We start from the raw sequence: 17,591 nt of genomic DNA, 5'->3' as shown, positions 1-17,591 counted from the left end.
GAATTCTGAGTGAAATGCACATATCTGTTAGTGAACTGCACATAAAGTCAATTGAGCTGTTACAAATAGGCTCCCTTACTCGATGCCTAATCGCGTTTTAAAAGCATTCATATAAGAACGACTCACAATTACCTTCTGGCCATTCTTCATCGTGAGTTGATAATTACGATTGAACCACGGTTGAATTTCAGAAATCGCTTCAATATTTACCAAATAGGCACGATGCACTTGCATAAACAACTCTTCAGGCAATTTATTTTTAACCATCTTTAGGGTATCACGCATTTGATAACTTTCCGTCGCTGTGTAGATCGTTAAGGCACCATCTTCTGTAGCAACTACGTGAATGTCATTAAAAGGCACCATCGTAATCCGACCATCGACTTCAACGGGCAAAAACTTGTTGACTATTTTATAAGCCAACTGGTCTGACTCACGCTCCGCCTTGTTAATAGTCCCTTGTTGATTGGCGATTAATTTATCTAATCTTTGAAGGACTAATTGAATGCGCTCATCTTCGAAGGGCTTCAAAATATAATCAGTCGCATTCATATCAAATGCCTTGATGGCATAATCATCATAAGCGGTCGCAAAAACGACGAGGGGCGGCGTGTCCATGGCATTAATCGTATCCATCAATTCTAAGCCACGTTCATTTTGTAAATGCATATCCAGAAAAACCACTTGGACTTTCTCTTTCAATAGAAAAGTCTGAGCACTTTTAATATTATTTGCTTCATAAATCTCTACGTCGGCTTGATACTGCTTAATAATATAACTCAACTCTTGACGTGCTAAAGGCTCGTCATCTACTAGCAATACTTTCATTCTAACCATTCCTCCTCACTTTCAAATATTTTGAAGCGCACAGCAACGACCGTACCTTCTCTGCTGCTTGTAAATTTCAGTTCACTTTGCGAGCCATAAATTCCCAATAAACGCTGATTTAAATTCTCCAAAGCTGTGCCACTGCCTAAATTTGATACAATCGTTTCTTTGCCTAAGTTCTGTAAAATGTCTTCACGGATGCCAAAGCCATTGTCTGAAACAGAAAAAATGGCTTCCTTGTCATTGAGTCGCTTTAATGAGATATTAATTTGATTGTTTTCTTCACGATCTTTAAAGGCGTGATGAATCGCATTTTCGACTAATATTTGGATTAAAAAGGGTGGGATTAAACTGTTCAGCATATCCTCAGAAATATCATAGCTAATATCAAAGCGCCCTGGAAAACGAGCTTCTTCAATTTCTGTATAGGCTTGGACTTGTTGTAACTCATCCTCAACCGTTACAAGAGCTTGACGATTCCCGGTTAAACTTGCTCTAAAATACTGACTTAGTTTTAACAGTAAGCGTCGCGCTTTATCTGGATCAAACCGCATAATGGCACTGATTGTATTGATAGAATTAAAAAAGAAATGCGGATTGACTTGTCCTTGTAAGGTTCTCAATTCTGCTTGTTTCAACAGATGCTGTTGGGCTTCTGTTTGTCCAAGTTGGATTTGTGAAGAGAATATTTCGCCTAAACCTTCTGCCCACTGCTGTTCAACTTCTGTTAAATTATCCTCTTGAGTAAAGTAATATTTCAGTGTGCCTATCACTTCTATGCCATTACTCAAAGGTACGACGATGGCTCCTTCTAACGGACATTTTTCACATATACAACCAATCTCTGAGCGACTGTGTGCCACCCACATTTCGCCACTAGAGATGACCCTTTGTGATAAATCAGTGACTAAATCAGACCCCACCGTATGATGATCACTCCCAACTCCCGTAAAGGCTAATATCTCGTCACGGTTTGTCACACTGACAGCTGAAACTTTCATTGTTTTAAGAATCAATTCTGAAATTTCTTTGGCATTCGTCCGATTCAAACCACTGTGAAAATAAGGAAAGATATCTTTGGTTAATTGTAAAACATCATGCGTTTGAATCGCTCTTAAATTCTCTTCCTGACTCAAAGCATTGATGATAATCGACAGAAAAAGACCGGTCCCAATACTATTCACCACAGCCATGGGAACAAAAATCACTTGTACTAAATTCCAACCCGTTGCTTGATTTCGACTCAAAAAGCCAATACAAGCCATCTGAATAATTTCGAGACCTATCGCAATCAAGCCCCCTTGGACTGGCGTTAGGAAACGTTGTCGCTGCACAAAATAATGCCCAATCCAACCGCTCAAGACGCCGATGATAATGGAGGAAATTAAGTAAATATGAGGATCCGTCCCACCTTGAAAATAGCGAAACACACCTGAAAGTAACCCAACAGCTGAACCGACAATTGGTCCGCCAACTAAGCCACTAATCCCAATACTTAACACACGTGTATTGGCAATCACGACCTCATCGCTCAGTGAACTGAGTGCCGAACTGAATGAGAATTGTTCGATCGAAATCATCACACCAAATAGATTAGATAAGATAGCAAATATGGCAAAAAGGATAATCAAACTGATGATTGACTTCAGTTGCGTCCGTGTCATCAGTAATTGCTTCAGGTGACGATTGCTCATCAAAATATAGGCCAATAAAATAATTAATGCAGCTCTCTCAAATAAAATAAGGGTTAACACCGACGCTCGCCTCCAACTACTAGATCTTTATGTGATAATTATAGCATAGCAATGATCGAAACAGATAGTTCACGCCTTAATACCGAGCTGACCAGCTCACAAATTTCGAGACCAGTTAGAAAACCGGTTTTTTTATTTTTTTCATTCCAAAATAGGGCTCCCATTCATTCACTTGTCATTAATTGATTTAATTTAATCCCAATACATCAACTATATCACTTAATTTAAGTCAATTAATTCTTCTGTATGTTTTTATCCATTTAATATAACAATCTTATCTTTTCAAAAATAAACATCATCAAATCGGCGTTAACAATGAAGTTTCATGTGATGTTTTCTAACATTTAAGGTAACTAAAATGTTGCATTAGTCTTTTTTTGAGAATATAATTCAGAAAAATAAAAATATATTTTATTACAAATGGAGGAAGAACAATGACAACAGTGTGGACGAAAGAAAGTATCCTAGCAAACGCAAAGAAACATAACGTACGTTTTATTCGTTTAATGTTTACCGATATACTAGGAACCATAAAGAATGTGGAAATTCCTCTGTCTCAATTGGAAAAAGCCTTGGCGAATAATATGACCTTTGATGGATCATCCATTGAGGGTTTTGTGAGAATTGAAGAAAGCGACATGTTTCTCGTGCCTGATTTAAATACTTGGTTGGTTTTCGATTGGAATATCGCAGGAACCAATACCGATGAACCTTTACGAATTGCACGTTTGATTTGTGATGTCGAAACAGCGAAGCGCGACCGCTTTATTGGGGATCCACGTCAAAATCTTAAACGTGTGCTAGATGAAATGTCCGAATTAGGTTTTACTCATTTTAATTTAGGGCCAGAGCCTGAATTCTTTTTATTTAAATTAGACAACGAAGGCAAGCCAACGATGACATTGAATGATCATGGAGGTTATTTCGACTTAGCACCGACAGATTTGGCCGAAAATTGCCGACGGGATATTGTCTTAGCCCTAGAATCATTAGGCTTTGAAATTGAAGCCAGCCATCATGAAGTCGCTCATGGGCAACATGAAATCGACTGGAAATACGCGAATGCTGTGACTGCTTGTGATAATATACAAACCTTTAAACTGATTGTAAAAACGGTCGCGCGTCGTCATAATTTGCATGCGACTTTTATGCCTAAACCAATTTTTGGTATCAATGGTTCTGGCATGCACTTCAATATGTCTTTATTTAATGAGTCGGGCAATACTTTTTACGATCCTGAAACTGAATCAGGTCTGTCTGAAACCGCCATGCATTTTATTGCTGGATTAATGAAATACGCGACAGCCTTTACCGTTATTTGCAACCCGACAGTTAACTCTTATAAACGTTTAGTCCCTGGTTATGAAGCACCAGTCTATGTGGCTTGGTCGGGACAAAACCGTTCACCCTTAATTCGCATTCCTGCTTCTCGTGGTAACTCAACTCGCGTCGAATTGCGAAGCGTTGACCCTTCTGCTAACCCTTACCTAGCTCTAGCAAGTATTCTGAGTGCTGGACTTTTGGGAATTAAAGAAAAACTTGAGGCACCCGATCCAGTTGATCGCAATATTTATCAAATGTCAGCCAGTGAACGTTTGAAAAATGGCATTATTAGTTTGCCGGGATCTTTGAAAGAAGCGGTTCACGAATTTTCTCTTTCCGAAGAAATGAAAGCTGCTCTAGGTTCCCACATCGCTAGCAATATCATTAAAGCTAAAACGCAAGAATATGAAGACTATTCGCGCGATGTTTCTCCTTGGGAGATTGATAAGTATTTTAATTGCTTCTAAATCATCAATAGCTAGTCTTTCAGAACTTGGTGACCTGATCAAGGACACAATTTGTCACAAAACACTCGTAAACCAAACACGACAAGAAAAAACATGGTGCTTAGCCCAACCAGGCCAAGCACCATGCTTATTTTTACGCTTAAAGTCTTATTCTTCTGATGACTCTTCTTCTGTTTCATCTGTTTCTTCTGAATCTTCCGCTGCTTCATCAGATGTTGCTTCTGCAGAAACATCTAATGGGTAAGCATCGTTATCAGTCCATGCTGGTAAATCAGCACCTTCAGATACTTCATCTAATTTAACTGCCACATCTTCTGATTGGTACAATGACACGATGTGTGCATATAATTCATTCTCAACATCAGCTGCACGAGTCGCAATCACGTTTTTGTAATCTGCTGCTAAACTTTCGATATCATCCCCATCAGAAAAAATCGCGTCTTCAACAGATAAACCAGCATCTAATGCAAAGTTATTATTAACAAACACTGCCGCGACATCTGGTAAAACTTGTGCCAATTGAGCCGCTTCTAATTCTTCAAATTCAAGATTTTTATCATTGGCTGTAATATCATCTACAGTTGGTAAAACGCCTGCTTCATCATCCACTTCAATCACGCCAGCTTGCTCTAAAGCTAATAAGGCACGACCACCATTGGTTGGGTCATTTGGAATCCCGATTTTATCGCCATCTTGTAAGTCATCTAAAGATTCAATTTTATCTGAATAAGCACGTAATGGGGCAACATAAGTAAACCCTAAAGCTGTTAAATCTCCGTCGTTTTCGTCATTCCAACTGTTTAAGAAAGCAATATGTTGGAAGGCATTCAAGTCAGTCGACCCATCTTGTAAAGAAATATTTGGTTGCACATAGTCAGTAAACAAGACGATTTCAACCTCGATGCCCTCTTGGGATGCCTTCTCGACAACAACATCCCAAACATCGGCTTCATAATCACTTGCTACCCCAACCGTTACATGTTCGCCATCAAATTGTCCTGCTTCGTCTTGAGCGAAGACACTCACCGTTGAACTTGCTGCTAATAAACCTGCTAATGTGACTGCTGATAAACCTTTGATTAATTTTTTCATTTGAAAATCTCCTTTATTTTTAAGTTTTAATAGTTGCTTAATAGTTGCTTGTATCGAAGTGTACATGCCCATTCGTAAATAACATCGATCTATTTATCGACAGCCTCCTTCCATAAAAAAACTCACGTCCTCTAACTTAATAGAAAGGACGTGAGTTCAACTCCGTGGTACCACCTTTGTTCGCTATTCCATCACTAGAATAGCCTCTAACAGTACAGAAACACTCAGCTCTATACTGCGCAATGTTAACGGTTGCTGCCGTTCACTGTTTGTGACAAGTCATTCACAGTGACCGCTCCGTGGCCATTTTCAACGAAACAAACGATGCTCATTTCCACCAACCATGAGCTCTCTAACAACGTTGCATTCATTTACTTTCCACTTCATAGCGTTTCAATACTGGTTTGTACTTCCTATTCTAAGCCACCCTTTAATAAATGTCAACACTTTTTAATCATAATTTTATCTTACTCTCATTTACCATAGCAAAATAGGGCTCTACACTGTCTAAGCGAGCAAATCGTTACTTTTTCCGCGTATATTTCTTAACCGCTGGCGCAATCACGTCTCCTAACAATTCAACATTTTTCATCAATTGCTGATGCGACACCCCGCCAAAATCCATTTGCGCAATGTAACGTTGGTGATTAAACTGCTCGTGTTGATATAAAATCTTCTCAATGATTTGTTGTGGACTACCGATATTCTGTACACTACGGACATCTGCCCCTTGCGCAAAGGCCTGCTTATGCATGCCTCTACCATTGGTCAGTTTCATCCCTTCGTTTAGATGTGGGTAGACCTCACGCATCGCTGTTTGCGAATCTTCTGCGGCATAAAACCAGCCCGCAATCGACACTGGAAAATCTTCGACTGAATAATTGTTGTGAACTAAAGCTTGACGGTAAGCATCAACAGATACCTTAAAAGAGGAAGCTGGCCCACCTAAGGTGGCTAAAAACATTGGAACCCCTTGTAAACCTGCCCGAACCGCACTTGCTGGTGAACCACCAACCGCCCGCCAAATCGGTAAACTACCATTTTTAGGACGTGGTAAGACGTGGGCATCGACTAAAGGGGCACGGTGTTTACCTTCCCAGTTAATTACCTCATGTTGATTAATCTGTAAGAGCAGATCAAATTTTTCTTCAAATAATTCTTCGTAATCTCGCAAATCATAGCCGAGCAATTCAAACAAACCGACCCTCGACGCACGACCAGCCACAATTTCGGCTCGCCCATCTGAAATTAAATCTAGCGTCGCAAAATCCTCGTACACACGGACCGGATCAGAGGTACTAATAATTGTTGAAGTACTAGCGATTTTTATCGTCTTTGTCGCTTGAGCAATCGCCGCCAGCACGACCGAATGGGCCTGCGTGGTAAAGTATTCTTGATGACTTTCACCTACACTAAAGAAATCCAAGCCTGCTTGCTCCGTCAATTGAGCCAGCTCGATGATTTCCTTTAATCTGGCTTGGGCGCTAGGTCGTTGGCCCGTATGAGGATTGGGTAGATGATCACCCAATGTATAAATCCCCAGCTCCATGCCCTTGCTCTCATCAATTCTATATGTTTCCATCCCCATTTTTGCTGCCTTCTTTCTTTTCATGTCTTTATGACTCCTGAACATTATAACATACACTTGAACATAAACTTCAGATTTCAAGCAGCAGTGGCTAGGCCTTTAAACCTTGATTATTTTTTTAGTGCAAAAAAACACACCCCATCTCTTACGAGACTGAGTGTGTTAGCAATGCCGAGGGCCGGAATCGAACCGGCACGGTAGTCACCCACCGCAGGATTTTAAGTCCTGTGCGTCTGCCAGTTCCGCCACCCCGGCAAAAGAACTGTGCTCAACTATTCTAGCTTGTGACGTAGCAATAGTCAATACTCATGTCGACTTCTTTTTATAAATCTGAGGCAAGCAAGCTATACTGAAATAGATCTATCAATTTCCCTTGATTATCAAAGGCGCTTTGGCGGATTCGGCCTTCATATTGCATGCCGCATTTTTCCATGACAAGACCTGAATTAGGATTTTCAACACTATGATGACCCACTAAACGATTGATTTCTAGTTCTTCGAAAGCAAATTTAATCAGTCGTTCGAAAGCTTCACTCATAAAGCCTTGGCGCCACCAGGCTTTTCCTAAGGCGTAGCCAATTTCCATGGCCTCAAGTCGCTCATCATTAATACCTAAAGCGATCGAACCAATCGGGTGGTCTGGATCTGATTTTAAACAGATAGCCCATGAGTAAGTCGTGGTTTCTTCATAGCCCTTGACCCATATTTGAAGTATTTCTGCGGTCACGTCTTGAGAGGCATGACTTGGCCAAGTTAAGTAGCGGGTGACTTCATCATCGCTTGCCCAATTATGATACATGGCTTTGGCATCTGCCAGAGTAAAACGTCTTAAAATTAAGCGGTCTGATTCTAGTTCTTTGGTTCCTAAATGCTTCATCGGCGTCACCCTTCTTGTTTTTATTTAGCCAATAACATACCAGTTTGTGAAGCAGAAAGCAAACGAATTGTCAGATTGCGCTCTTGATACTCTGGTAGAGTCTGGCACAGAAAACTCCCTAACTCAGGGTCAGGGAGAGGGGGATTTTTTAGTTTAATAAGGCAACTCAGAGTTAGTCATTGTTTGAAAACGAACGACGGCTAGACCTTAAGGGGCTTAACCGGCGTCATCCCCGACTTCATAGATGGGTTCAGTGATTTTGCTAGTTCTTTTTCTTGACTTGATAGAGTTTGCCACTATCTGTAATCGCATAGAGCGCGCCATCTGAACCAATTAGAACATCTCGGAAACGCTCGCCTTCTTCAAGCAATAATCTTTCTTCAGCAACCACTTGTTGATTTTGAATCAGTAAGCGGGCAATATGTTTGCCTTTTAAAGCGCCAATAAACAAGTTGCCTTGCCATTCTTCGATGATCTGGCTGTCATAAAACGCCATCCCACTTGGCGCAATTACCGGGTCCCAGTAATAGACCGGTTCCGTAAACCCATCATGACGGCTTTGACCATCCTTAATAGGTTTACCGCTATATTCAATCCCATAACTTACCACGGGCCAACCATAATTTTGACCGTCAATCAGCAAGTTCAATTCATCACCGCCTCGCGGTCCCATTTCACTAATCCAAATTTCGCCAGTGTCGGGCGCGATGGCTAAACCTTGCACATTGCGGTGGCCCACCGTATAAATTGGCGACTCATTGCCCTCGACTGCTGTGCCTTCCTCTGTTAAATAGAGGACCTTACCCAAATAACTGTCCAGTGACTGAGCTTGGTCGCGCATTGAAGGGTCGGACCTTTCACCTGTTGTCACGAATAAGTTGCTAAGGCTATCAAAAACAAGTCGACTACCATAATGCTGAGTACCTTCGTAGGCTGGACCAGCTTGGAAAATCACTTCGAACTGTTCAATCCTTTGTTCATCCGCGGCTAATTTTCCGCGACCAACCGCTGTCAAATTGCCCCCTGCAATTACTTGGGAAAAGGTGACATAAATCAGCCGACTCTTGTCAAAGTCTGGGGCGAGTGCTAAATCTAACAAGCCACCTTGCCCCTGGCTAGTGACCCCTTCAAACCCTCCAATTGGATCAGAGACTGACCCGTCCGCCAAATTGACGATGACTAAATCGCCTTGTTTTTGTGTCACCAGCAGCCGTCCATCACTTAATTCAACTAAGCCCCAAGGTGCTGATAATTGGTCGGTAATTACGGTAACGGCTAAATCCGTTTGCGTTTCAAAACTTGCTGCGCGTGTCTGACTGTCAAAGGCTGGTAGATACTGCGTTTCAGGCGGCTGACTTTCAACCGGCGGGTTTTGAGCGTTCACAGCTGGCAAAGGCAACAAGCAAACAGCAACTATTATGAGTAATCGCTTGAGTAATCTCTTCATGCACTCACCTCCTTGAGCTTATTTTCGCACATTTGTTGATAAATGAACAATAGCTTGCTTGTTAGCTGATTGGCCGATGGCTTTAGAATTATATTGCGTTAGGAAAGGTCAAAAAAAACACTCTTTAAAGGCAGAGTGTCGGTCTATTATTTCTTATTAGTGATGCCATAGAGGAAGAAATTGATAATTTCTTCGATTGATAAAGGATTATATGATAAGTTGTCTGGATTTAAATAGGGTGAAATTAATAAAAAATAGTGACTAGCATAGCGTTCAATCTCATAATTAGACTGTAATTTTTCCTTGTGTAAGGTAAATAAATCGATAAAAGGTTGCAGATAAGCGGCCTTAAAAATTTGATAGAGGGCGAAGCTTGCCTCAGGTGAGATTTCCTTTTTCATATCGTTCATCATCATGGAAAAATTGAAGGGATGCGTTTGCTGCAGATATGAGGTCATCTGAATCAAAGCTTGGGTCAAATCGGTATCCGTTTGAAGTTTAATTCGACTCAAATCGTTCAGCGCTTCATGAGCCACTTCTTCTAAAACGGCCACATACAAGGCTTCTTTATTCTTAAAATGATGGTATAAGTTCGGTTGTGTAATGCCCACTTCTAGGGAAATATGGCGGGTTGAGGTCGCATTGTAGCCATCTCGCATAAAATGAATTTGGGCAACGGCGATGATTCTCTCTCGCGTCGTGGCTTCTTTTTTTGTCATCCTTGGAAACTCCTTCCAAATATTCGTCAATTGGACATGAATTATGTGTCGATTAATCATAACATATTATGATTGCAAATAAACTTATCAAGTGATATAATTATAAAAACTTATCGTTCGATAGGTGTGAAAATTAAGGTGGTGTACGATCATGTTTTTAGCATGGAATGAAATTAAACACTCTAAAACACGTTTCCTATTAATTATTGGCGTCATGGTGCTCGTCAGTTATCTGGTTTATTTCTTAACAGGTTTAGCATTCGGCCTGGCGCAAGAGAACCGCACGGCAGTTGATAAATGGGACGCAAGTGCGATTATCTTAAAGGATGAAGCCAATGCGAATATTAATATGTCGATGATGGAATTGGGTCTCAAAGAAGCGATTGACGCAGATGACATCGCGATGCTTGGCACAACACCTAACGTGGTCCGAAAAGCTGGCACCAATGGTGAGGACGATAAAATTTCGGTGAATTTCTTTGGAGTCCATCCCGATGAATTTTTAATGCCAACTATCATCGACGGTGTGGAAGTCACTGCTGATCATCAAGTTGTGGCTGATATTAGTTTACAAAAAGAGTATGGTCTTGAATTAGATGATGAGTTAAACTTGGCTGGGACAGAGATCACAGTTAAAATCGTTGGTTTCACGGAGAATGCCAAATTTAGTGTCTCACCGGTTTTATATACGACGATTCCAACTTACCAAGAGATTCGATTCGAAGCTCAAAATGAAACGCCTGAGGGGCGAGTCAGTGCTTTTATTGTGCGCGATGATGATTTAGCGTCGGTTAAATTGTCTAATGATGATTTACGCCTCTATTCGATTGATGACTATATCAAAGAATTGCCTGGCTATATGGCACAAGTTTTGACCTTCGCTTTAATGATTATCTTCTTGATTGTCATCGCAGCCGTCGTGATTGGGATTTTTATGTATGTCTTAACCGTTCAAAAAGCAAGTATGTTCGGGGTCATGAAAGCCCAAGGGATTTCAACCAACTATATTGCTAAGTCAGTAGTTGCTCAAACATTTCTTCTCGCCGTGATTGGCGTTGGGACAGGTCTCGCGTTGACCATTATAACGGGACTCGTCTTACCAAGCACGGTTCCCTTTCAACAGAATATCTACTTTACACTGATTATTTCAGCTTTGATTATTCTGTTTGCTCTACTCGGCGCCTTTTTCTCTGTTAGAACTGTCGCTAAAATCGACCCACTTGAAGCCATAGGATAGGAGCCTGCCATATGAAAGCAATTGAAGTCATTAATGTAAAAAAGAAATTTTTAGATGGTAGTAAAGAAATTGTCGCCTTAAAAGACACGACTTTTTCCGTTGAATCAGGTGAATTTGTTGCCGTCATTGGGCCCAGTGGTTCAGGAAAAAGCACCTTTTTAACAATTATCGGAGGCCTTCAAACGCCGAGTGAAGGTCGCGTTCTTATTAATAACAATAAATTTAGTGAAGTCGATGAACAAAAACGTGCCAAATTGCGTTTCGAAGAAATTGGTTTTATCCTGCAAGCCTCTAACTTAATTCCCTTTCTATCCGTCGAAAACCACTTACGTTTAGTCAACAAAGTCAAAGGCGAAAAATTTGACCAAAATACGGCTGATAAGTTGCTGAAGCAGCTTGATATTGATAAATTACGCAATAAGTACCCGAGCGATCTTTCAGGCGGAGAAAAGCAAAGGGTCGCTATTGCTCGGGCCTTATACCATAATCCATCTGTTATTTTAGCCGATGAACCAACGGCCAGTTTGGATACTGAGCGCGCCTATGAAGTGGTTGAAATCCTGGCTCGCGAAACGAAGGAACAAAATAAGGCGACCATCATGGTCACTCATGACGAACGCCTCATTGGCTACTGTGACAAAGTCTATTATATGAAAGACGGCCAATTGACCTTAGACGAAGAAAAAAGCAAGCTAAAACCTCAAAAAGAAGCCTAGTTGCTACTGACATTATCTTCTGGGCTCAGGCCGTCAGAAGATAATGTCAGGCATACATCCCTTGCTATTTATCAAAAAAAAGCGCCATCTTTCCAATTGGAGAGGTGGCGCTTTAGTCGATTATTTAACTTGGTTGGCTAGCGTTAAGGCGCCAGTAATACCGGCATTATCACCTAGTCCAGGTAAGACAATGTAATCGGCTAAGTCTGGGTAATCCACATAATCTGCCATCAGTTGGTCAAATTGGTCTTTGATTTTATCCAACATGCCAGGGACTTTCATGTTGCCACCACCGATCACAATCCGTTCAGGACGCAAAATTAACGTATAGTCGACCAAGGCTTGGCCTAAATAATTAGCTACGTAAGTCCAAACCGCATCATCAGGTGCGACGTCTTTGCCTGATACGCCTAAACGCCCGTCAATCGATGGACCAGCGGCCATCCCTTCAAGACAGTTGCCATGATAGGGACAGAAGCCCGCGTAATTATCAGCTGGATGTGGGTGGACAATCACATGTCCCATTTCCGGATGTCCAAGGCCTTCAAGTAGCTTGCCATTAACGAGCGCACCGACACCAACCCCCGTTCCAACCGTCACGTACAACATGTTATCAAGGCCTTTAGCGGCGCCGACACTTGCTTCACCGACTGCAGCCGCATTGACATCTGTGGTCCAAGCCATTGGAAGATCGTAGCGGACCTTCATAGCTGCTAGAAAATCGAAATTCTTCCAAGCTAGCTTAGGCGTTGATAGAATCTGTCCATATTTAGACGAATTTTGACGAACTTCAATCGGCCCAAATGAACCAATCCCAATCGCCTTTAAACCATCTAGATGTTGATCAAAAAACGCAAAGACCTGCGCCAATGTTTCTTCTGGTGTCGTCGTGGGGAAAGACACTCTTTCAATAATTTCATTCTGTTCATTACCGATGGCACACACAAACTTTGTCCCACCTGCTTCAATTGCTCCTACTTTCAATACATCAGCTCCTTTTGTTTAGTATAGCTTTTATTGCCTTGTTTGAGAATAGTGGGCGGCCACTGCCCCTAATAAATTCGCTTGATTGCGAAATTGACAAGTCTCGATATCGAGTACAACATCAGTCGCCTGAGTGCGTTTCAAGTATCCATGAGCTCTTTGAGTCACTTCTTCAAGTAAACCATCGCGTTCAGAAATCACCCCACCTAACAGAACACGGTCAGGATTCAATACAACTGACAACATTTGAATGCCACGTCCGAGCGCATCGAGCATTTGATCGACATGCTTTTGAGCTAGACTCTCTCCCCTGTCCGCTCGCTCGAATAATTCCTGTCCAGAAATCGCGATTTGACTGCCACTTTCTTCAGTATAGCGGCGCGCTGTATTAACTGGACTAGCCAAGTCACTAAAGGAATATTCTGCGTCCATCATCATGTAGCCAAACTCGCCGCCAAATAGGTTGCGGCCTTTCAATATTTTTCCTTCTGAAATAATCGCGCCACCAATTCCTGAACCAATCACAATAAAAATCGCATTCTGAACGCCGCGAGCCGTTCCTTGCCAACTTTCAGCTAAAGCGGCACAATAGGCATCATTTTCAAAGGTGACTGGCACGTCAAGCGCCTCAGTTAATTCTTGAACAATTGGGAAATGATGCAAATAAGGAATCGCACTAAAACCTTTAACGACACCTGCCTTCGTATCAACAGAACCTGGACTGCTAAAAGCAGCCCCCGTAATGTCATCGTTAGCCAAATTTCCCAAGTTCTCAAATGCTACTTTCTTTTCGCAATTCATTTCATTATTTTTTCTTCGTTTTATGGGGATTGTTCTTATTTCCGCTGAAAAAAAACCTTGCTTTGGTTAAGCAAGGTTGGGGGATTTAGTTGGGGAGGTCAACGAGTTGGATGGTTTGGTTTTGGTATGTGGCGAGGTGTTGGACGTTGTGTCGGCGTAACATGGCGTAGGCGTCGGTGAAGTATAGTTGGTAGTCTGCTGCCACGTGAGCATCTGAGCTGACGGTAAAGAGTTTGCCGCCTAGTTGTGTATATAGGGCAATGGCGTAGTCATAGAGGTGGGCATTGTCGTAGCGGTACATGCTACGGGTGTTGAGTTCGAGCGCTTGGTCTTGTTGAATCATTTTGTTAAAGATTTGTGTTAGGACGGTTTCTTTGCGTTCTAGGTCTGTTAGTTGAACATTATCGTAGCCTCGTAAGCCGAAGTCAAAGTGAGCGAGGACATTGGCGTAAGGCGCGTGGTTGACAGCTTCTAACATGAGGTCAAAGTATTCATCTAGGTGAGTATTGAGTGATTTAGTATCGTGATTCAGAGTCATGAAGCCATGGCGGCCGTTATGGTGAATGCTAAGTAATTGGATGTCGTAAGTTTTATCAGCTAGAAAGTCTTCAATGCGGTGGCGATCAGCGTAGGTGAAGCCTACTTCGATGCCTTTGAGTAATCGGTTGTCATATTCGGCATTGAGTTGGTCTAGCTTTTGAACGTAGCCTGTGTAATCCGGGATAACATTTGGTATGGCTTGTACTGAGCTAAAAAAATCAAGGTGTTCAGTCGTCACGACTGGTAAATCTGATTGAAGCAAGTAGTTTTCAAAAGTCTCTGAAGAATCCGGTGAAAAATATGTGTGTAAATGTTGGTCATAATAACGCATAATAAACTCCTTTTTATTAGAATCTTAAACACTGACTAACTTTAGTATAACGGAAGTTGAAGATGTTTTCTTACAAAGGGTATCACGAAAGCGTTTGCTATTTGAATTTTATTTAGAGACTAAATGGTACGCGTGTTTGGATGATATTTAAGGTTTATTCTCGCTTTCGGTTAAGTGTTATGCTACACTATTGTTCCTTAAAATGTCTTGAAAGGTGGCGATTAGTTCATTATTGAATTACAACAGATTCAGAAGAGTTTTAAAGTAGCTAAACGAGCGGCTGGTTTTTGGCAGACAAGTAGAGCCTTGTTCCAGAAAGAGTACACTCAAATTGATGCTCTCAGTGATATTACCTTCAATATCCAACCTGGCGAAATGGTAGGTTACATTGGGCCGAATGGCGCAGGTAAAAGCAGTACCATCAAGATTATGAGTGGCGTGCTTGTTCCTGATAGTGGGACTTGTGTCATCAACGGCCTAACTCCATGGAAAAAACGCAAGGAGCACGTGCGCAATATTGGCGTAGTGTTCGGCCAACGTTCACAGCTTTGGTGGGAAGTACCGGTGATTGATTCGTTTGAATTACTACGGGACATCTATGATATTGATCAAGCCGCTTACCGCCAAAAGCTTAATGAGTTGAGCGAGCGTTTAACCATTGGTGATTTGCTTACCACTCCGACGCGCCAACTGAGTCTAGGTCAGAGAATGCGTTGTGAAATTGCTGCTTCTTTGCTGCATTCTCCTTCTCTTTTATTTTTAGATGAACCTACGATTGGTCTGGATGCCCATTCCAAAATAGCTGTGCGTCAATTTATTCAAGAGCTGAACCATGAACATCAAACCACCATTATTCTAACCACCCATGACATGCAAGATATCGAAGCACTGACCGAAAGAATTCTGTTAATTGGTAAGGGACGCATTCTATTAGATGGTTCATTGAAAGATCTAAAACAGCGGCAACAAGACCACACACAGATTGTCATTGAAGCTGTGCATGGCAACTTCCAAGCCCAAGCTGGACTGACTTTACTGGAACAAACAGCCGGTCATTATTTAGTCGAAGTCGATACGCAACAACTTTCGCTAGCTAAAGCGATTGAAAACTTAGCAAAGCAACTCGAGGTAACTTCCTTAACGGTCAAGCAGCCGACCGCTGAAGAATTAGTCGTTAACCTCTACCAGGAGTTTGAAATATGAAAGCCTATTTGAGTATCTTTCGCGTTCATTTCATTAGTGTGCTTCAGTACCGTTCGGCTGCTTTCGCTGGTATTCTCACACAATTTGCTTGGGGCTTTATGTTAGTTTTAATGTTTAAAGCATTCTACCAAAGTAATCCAAGTGCCTTTCCCATGGGCTTAAGCCAAGTAACAGACTATATCTGGCTCCAACAAGCATTTCTCAATTTATTCGCTGTCTGGATTTTCGACCACAGTATCTTTACAAGCGTGACGGATGGGCAAATTGCTTACGAACTAGTGCGACCACTCAGCCTGTATAAACATTGGTTTGCGAAGACGCTAGCTTTTCGCTCAGCACGCACACTCTTGCGCTGTTTCCCGCCTTTAATCGTGGCTCTTTTCTTACCAGAACCTTATGGTTTATCTATCAGTCAACATTTACCTTTATTTCTACTCACGATGTTATTAAGCACTTGCTTAGTCATCGCTTTTTTGATGTTAATTTATATTTCAACTTTTTATTTATTATCCTCAACCGGCATACGTACACTTGTGATGACCATCGGAGATTTCCTAACAGGTGGCATTATTCCTTTGCCTTTCCTTCCACATTCTATTCAACACGTGATAGAATTAACGCCTTTTGGTCTAATGCAAAACGTACCATTGAGAGTTTACAGTGGTGACATCAAGGAGTGGACCATTATCTTTCCACAACTATTCTGGCTCATCCTATTGATTGTATTTGGCCAGCTATTCATGAAGAACGCCTTAACACGCGTGGTTATCCAAGGAGGCTAAGCATGAAATTATATGGACGTTACTTAAAAATCCAACTCAAAAGTCAATTGCAGCATAAAGCTTCTTTCTTAATGCTCCTTTTCGGCCAGTTTCTTGCCACCTTTACTTCTTTTCTGGGCGTTTACTTTATGATGCACCGTTTTTATAAAGTGGCAGACTTTACCCTATCTGAAGTGCTGTTAAATTTTTCGATTGTCTCCTTCGCCTTTGCGACCGCTGAACTATTCGCCCGTGGCTTCGACAGTTTTGCGCAAATTATTAGCAACGGCGAATTCGATCGCATGCTTGTCAGACCTAAGAATTTGTTTATTCAAATACTCGGTTCAAGAATGGAATTTTCGCGAATCGGTCGTTTAATTCAAGCTGTTTTACTGTTTATCTGGGCCGTTACCAACAGCACTATTAACTGGACCCCAGCCAAAATATTAACCGTACTCTTCATGTGGTTCGGCGCTACTATCGTATTCGCAAGCCTGTTCTTATTGTATGCTAGCCTCTGCTTTTTTACCTTAGAGGGGTTAGAATTTATCAACATTCTAACGGATGGGGGTCGTGAATTTGGCCAGTATCCCTTCTCAATTTACGGAGAAATCGTCCTGACATTTCTGACATTCATTGTGCCATTGGCTTTAGTTCAATATTACCCATTACTGTATTTGACTGACCGTAGTAATCAGATCTATCTTATGTTTCTACCTTTAATCGCGACGTTATTTATATTTCCCGTTTATGGTTTTTGGCGTTTTTCTTTAAAACATTATCAATCAACGGGTTCTTAAATCATAAGTATCGCGGTCTTATCAAAGAAACTCGGACGAGTCCGAGGGAATCGACTAGATTAATGGCTTTTATAGCCGATAGTCCGAGGGAATCGACCAGATTAATGGCTTTTATAGCCGAAG

General features: G+C 41.6%; 16 protein-coding genes, 1 tRNA gene and 1 other annotated feature. Of the genes, 6 read left to right on the top strand and 11 right to left on the bottom strand.

What is annotated here, in order from left to right; genetic code table 11:
* Window positions 1-75 precede the first annotated feature (75 nt).
* Both ACTQ45_RS04745 and ACTQ45_RS04740 read right to left on the bottom strand, forming a co-directional pair.
* Window positions 76-828 carry a LytR/AlgR family response regulator transcription factor gene (locus ACTQ45_RS04745; RefSeq protein ID WP_185150097.1) on the bottom strand — a complete coding sequence of 251 codons (753 nt, stop codon included), beginning with the start codon at window positions 826-828 and terminating at the stop codon, window positions 76-78.
* Window positions 825-2,582 (bottom strand): LytS/YhcK type 5TM receptor domain-containing protein, encoded by a 1,758-nt coding sequence (locus ACTQ45_RS04740; protein ID WP_441763070.1) that lies wholly within the window; start codon window positions 2,580-2,582, stop codon window positions 825-827. Before ACTQ45_RS04740 ends, ACTQ45_RS04745 begins: the two co-directional genes overlap by 4 nt.
* 434 nt (window positions 2,583-3,016) lie before the next feature.
* Here ACTQ45_RS04740 and ACTQ45_RS04735 point away from each other — a divergent pair, with 434 nt between their 5' ends.
* Window positions 3,017-4,372: a glutamine synthetase family protein gene (locus ACTQ45_RS04735; protein ID WP_441751604.1), complete on the top strand. Its 1,356-nt coding sequence runs from the start codon at window positions 3,017-3,019 to the stop codon at window positions 4,370-4,372.
* A gap of 147 nt (window positions 4,373-4,519) precedes the next feature.
* On the opposite strand, the gene ACTQ45_RS04730 is transcribed toward ACTQ45_RS04735, so the two are convergent.
* From ACTQ45_RS04730 to ACTQ45_RS04705, 6 genes are all read right to left on the bottom strand, one after another.
* On the bottom strand, window positions 4,520-5,464 hold the full coding sequence (locus ACTQ45_RS04730) for a MetQ/NlpA family ABC transporter substrate-binding protein (protein WP_441751606.1): 945 nt from the start codon (window positions 5,462-5,464) through the stop codon (window positions 4,520-4,522).
* A gap of 141 nt (window positions 5,465-5,605) precedes the next feature.
* Window positions 5,606-5,860, bottom strand: a binding site (T-box leader).
* 127 nt (window positions 5,861-5,987) lie between these two features.
* Window positions 5,988-7,052 carry an LLM class flavin-dependent oxidoreductase gene (locus ACTQ45_RS04725; RefSeq protein WP_441751820.1) on the bottom strand — a complete coding sequence of 355 codons (1,065 nt, stop codon included), beginning with the start codon at window positions 7,050-7,052 and terminating at the stop codon, window positions 5,988-5,990.
* A gap of 169 nt (window positions 7,053-7,221) precedes the next feature.
* A tRNA-Leu gene (locus ACTQ45_RS04720) sits at window positions 7,222-7,307 on the bottom strand.
* A 67-nt stretch (window positions 7,308-7,374) separates the two neighbouring features.
* On the bottom strand, window positions 7,375-7,929 hold the full coding sequence (locus ACTQ45_RS04715; RefSeq protein WP_441763069.1) for a GNAT family N-acetyltransferase: 555 nt from the start codon (window positions 7,927-7,929) through the stop codon (window positions 7,375-7,377).
* Between the two features lie 262 nt (window positions 7,930-8,191).
* The gene (locus ACTQ45_RS04710; RefSeq protein ID WP_441763068.1) at window positions 8,192-9,376 is read right to left on the bottom strand and encodes a PQQ-dependent sugar dehydrogenase; all 1,185 of its coding nucleotides are present in this window, start codon (window positions 9,374-9,376) and stop codon (window positions 8,192-8,194) included.
* 146 nt (window positions 9,377-9,522) lie between these two features.
* Window positions 9,523-10,095, bottom strand: a complete 573-nt coding sequence (locus ACTQ45_RS04705; protein WP_441763067.1) for a TetR/AcrR family transcriptional regulator — start codon at window positions 10,093-10,095, stop codon at window positions 9,523-9,525.
* A gap of 151 nt (window positions 10,096-10,246) precedes the next feature.
* On the opposite strand from ACTQ45_RS04705, the gene ACTQ45_RS04700 reads away from it, so the two are divergent.
* Together ACTQ45_RS04700 and ACTQ45_RS04695 are read left to right on the top strand one after the other, a co-directional pair.
* Complete coding sequence (locus tag ACTQ45_RS04700) at window positions 10,247-11,332, top strand: ABC transporter permease (RefSeq protein WP_441763066.1); 1,086 nt, start codon at window positions 10,247-10,249, stop codon at window positions 11,330-11,332.
* An 11-nt stretch (window positions 11,333-11,343) separates the two neighbouring features.
* Window positions 11,344-12,048 carry an ABC transporter ATP-binding protein gene (locus ACTQ45_RS04695; protein WP_441763065.1) on the top strand — a complete coding sequence of 235 codons (705 nt, stop codon included), beginning with the start codon at window positions 11,344-11,346 and terminating at the stop codon, window positions 12,046-12,048.
* Window positions 12,049-12,168: 120 nt separating this feature from the next.
* Here ACTQ45_RS04695 and ACTQ45_RS04690 read toward each other — a convergent pair whose 3' ends face one another.
* The 3 genes from ACTQ45_RS04690 to ACTQ45_RS04680 form a co-directional block, all read right to left on the bottom strand.
* Window positions 12,169-13,032, bottom strand: a complete 864-nt coding sequence (locus tag ACTQ45_RS04690; protein WP_441763064.1) for an ROK family protein — start codon at window positions 13,030-13,032, stop codon at window positions 12,169-12,171.
* Between the two features lie 30 nt (window positions 13,033-13,062).
* Complete coding sequence (locus tag ACTQ45_RS04685) at window positions 13,063-13,833, bottom strand: ROK family protein (RefSeq protein ID WP_441763063.1); 771 nt, start codon at window positions 13,831-13,833, stop codon at window positions 13,063-13,065.
* Between the two features lie 85 nt (window positions 13,834-13,918).
* Entirely contained in the window at window positions 13,919-14,704 is a 786-nt protein-coding gene (locus ACTQ45_RS04680; protein WP_441763062.1) for a PHP domain-containing protein, read from the bottom strand.
* 306 nt (window positions 14,705-15,010) lie between these two features.
* On the opposite strand from ACTQ45_RS04680, the gene ACTQ45_RS04675 reads away from it, so the two are divergent.
* The 3 genes from ACTQ45_RS04675 to ACTQ45_RS04665 are packed head-to-tail and all read left to right on the top strand — an operon-like array spanning window position 15,011 to window position 17,468.
* The gene (locus ACTQ45_RS04675; protein WP_441763061.1) at window positions 15,011-15,907 is read left to right on the top strand and encodes an ABC transporter ATP-binding protein; all 897 of its coding nucleotides are present in this window, start codon (window positions 15,011-15,013) and stop codon (window positions 15,905-15,907) included.
* Complete coding sequence (locus ACTQ45_RS04670) at window positions 15,904-16,689, top strand: ABC transporter permease (RefSeq protein ID WP_441763060.1); 786 nt, start codon at window positions 15,904-15,906, stop codon at window positions 16,687-16,689. The genes ACTQ45_RS04675 and ACTQ45_RS04670 overlap by 4 nt, the downstream gene beginning before the upstream one ends.
* 2 nt (window positions 16,690-16,691) lie before the next feature.
* Window positions 16,692-17,468: an ABC transporter permease gene (locus ACTQ45_RS04665; RefSeq protein WP_441763059.1), complete on the top strand. Its 777-nt coding sequence runs from the start codon at window positions 16,692-16,694 to the stop codon at window positions 17,466-17,468.
* The last annotated feature ends 123 nt before the right edge of the window (window positions 17,469-17,591 follow it).

The organism is Fundicoccus sp. Sow4_D5, from assembly GCF_052116365.1.
Taxonomy (GTDB): Bacteria; Bacillota; Bacilli; order Lactobacillales; family Aerococcaceae; genus Fundicoccus.
The sequence above is the reverse complement of the archived record's forward strand: the minus strand, read 5'-3'. Positions and strand labels throughout refer to the sequence as shown.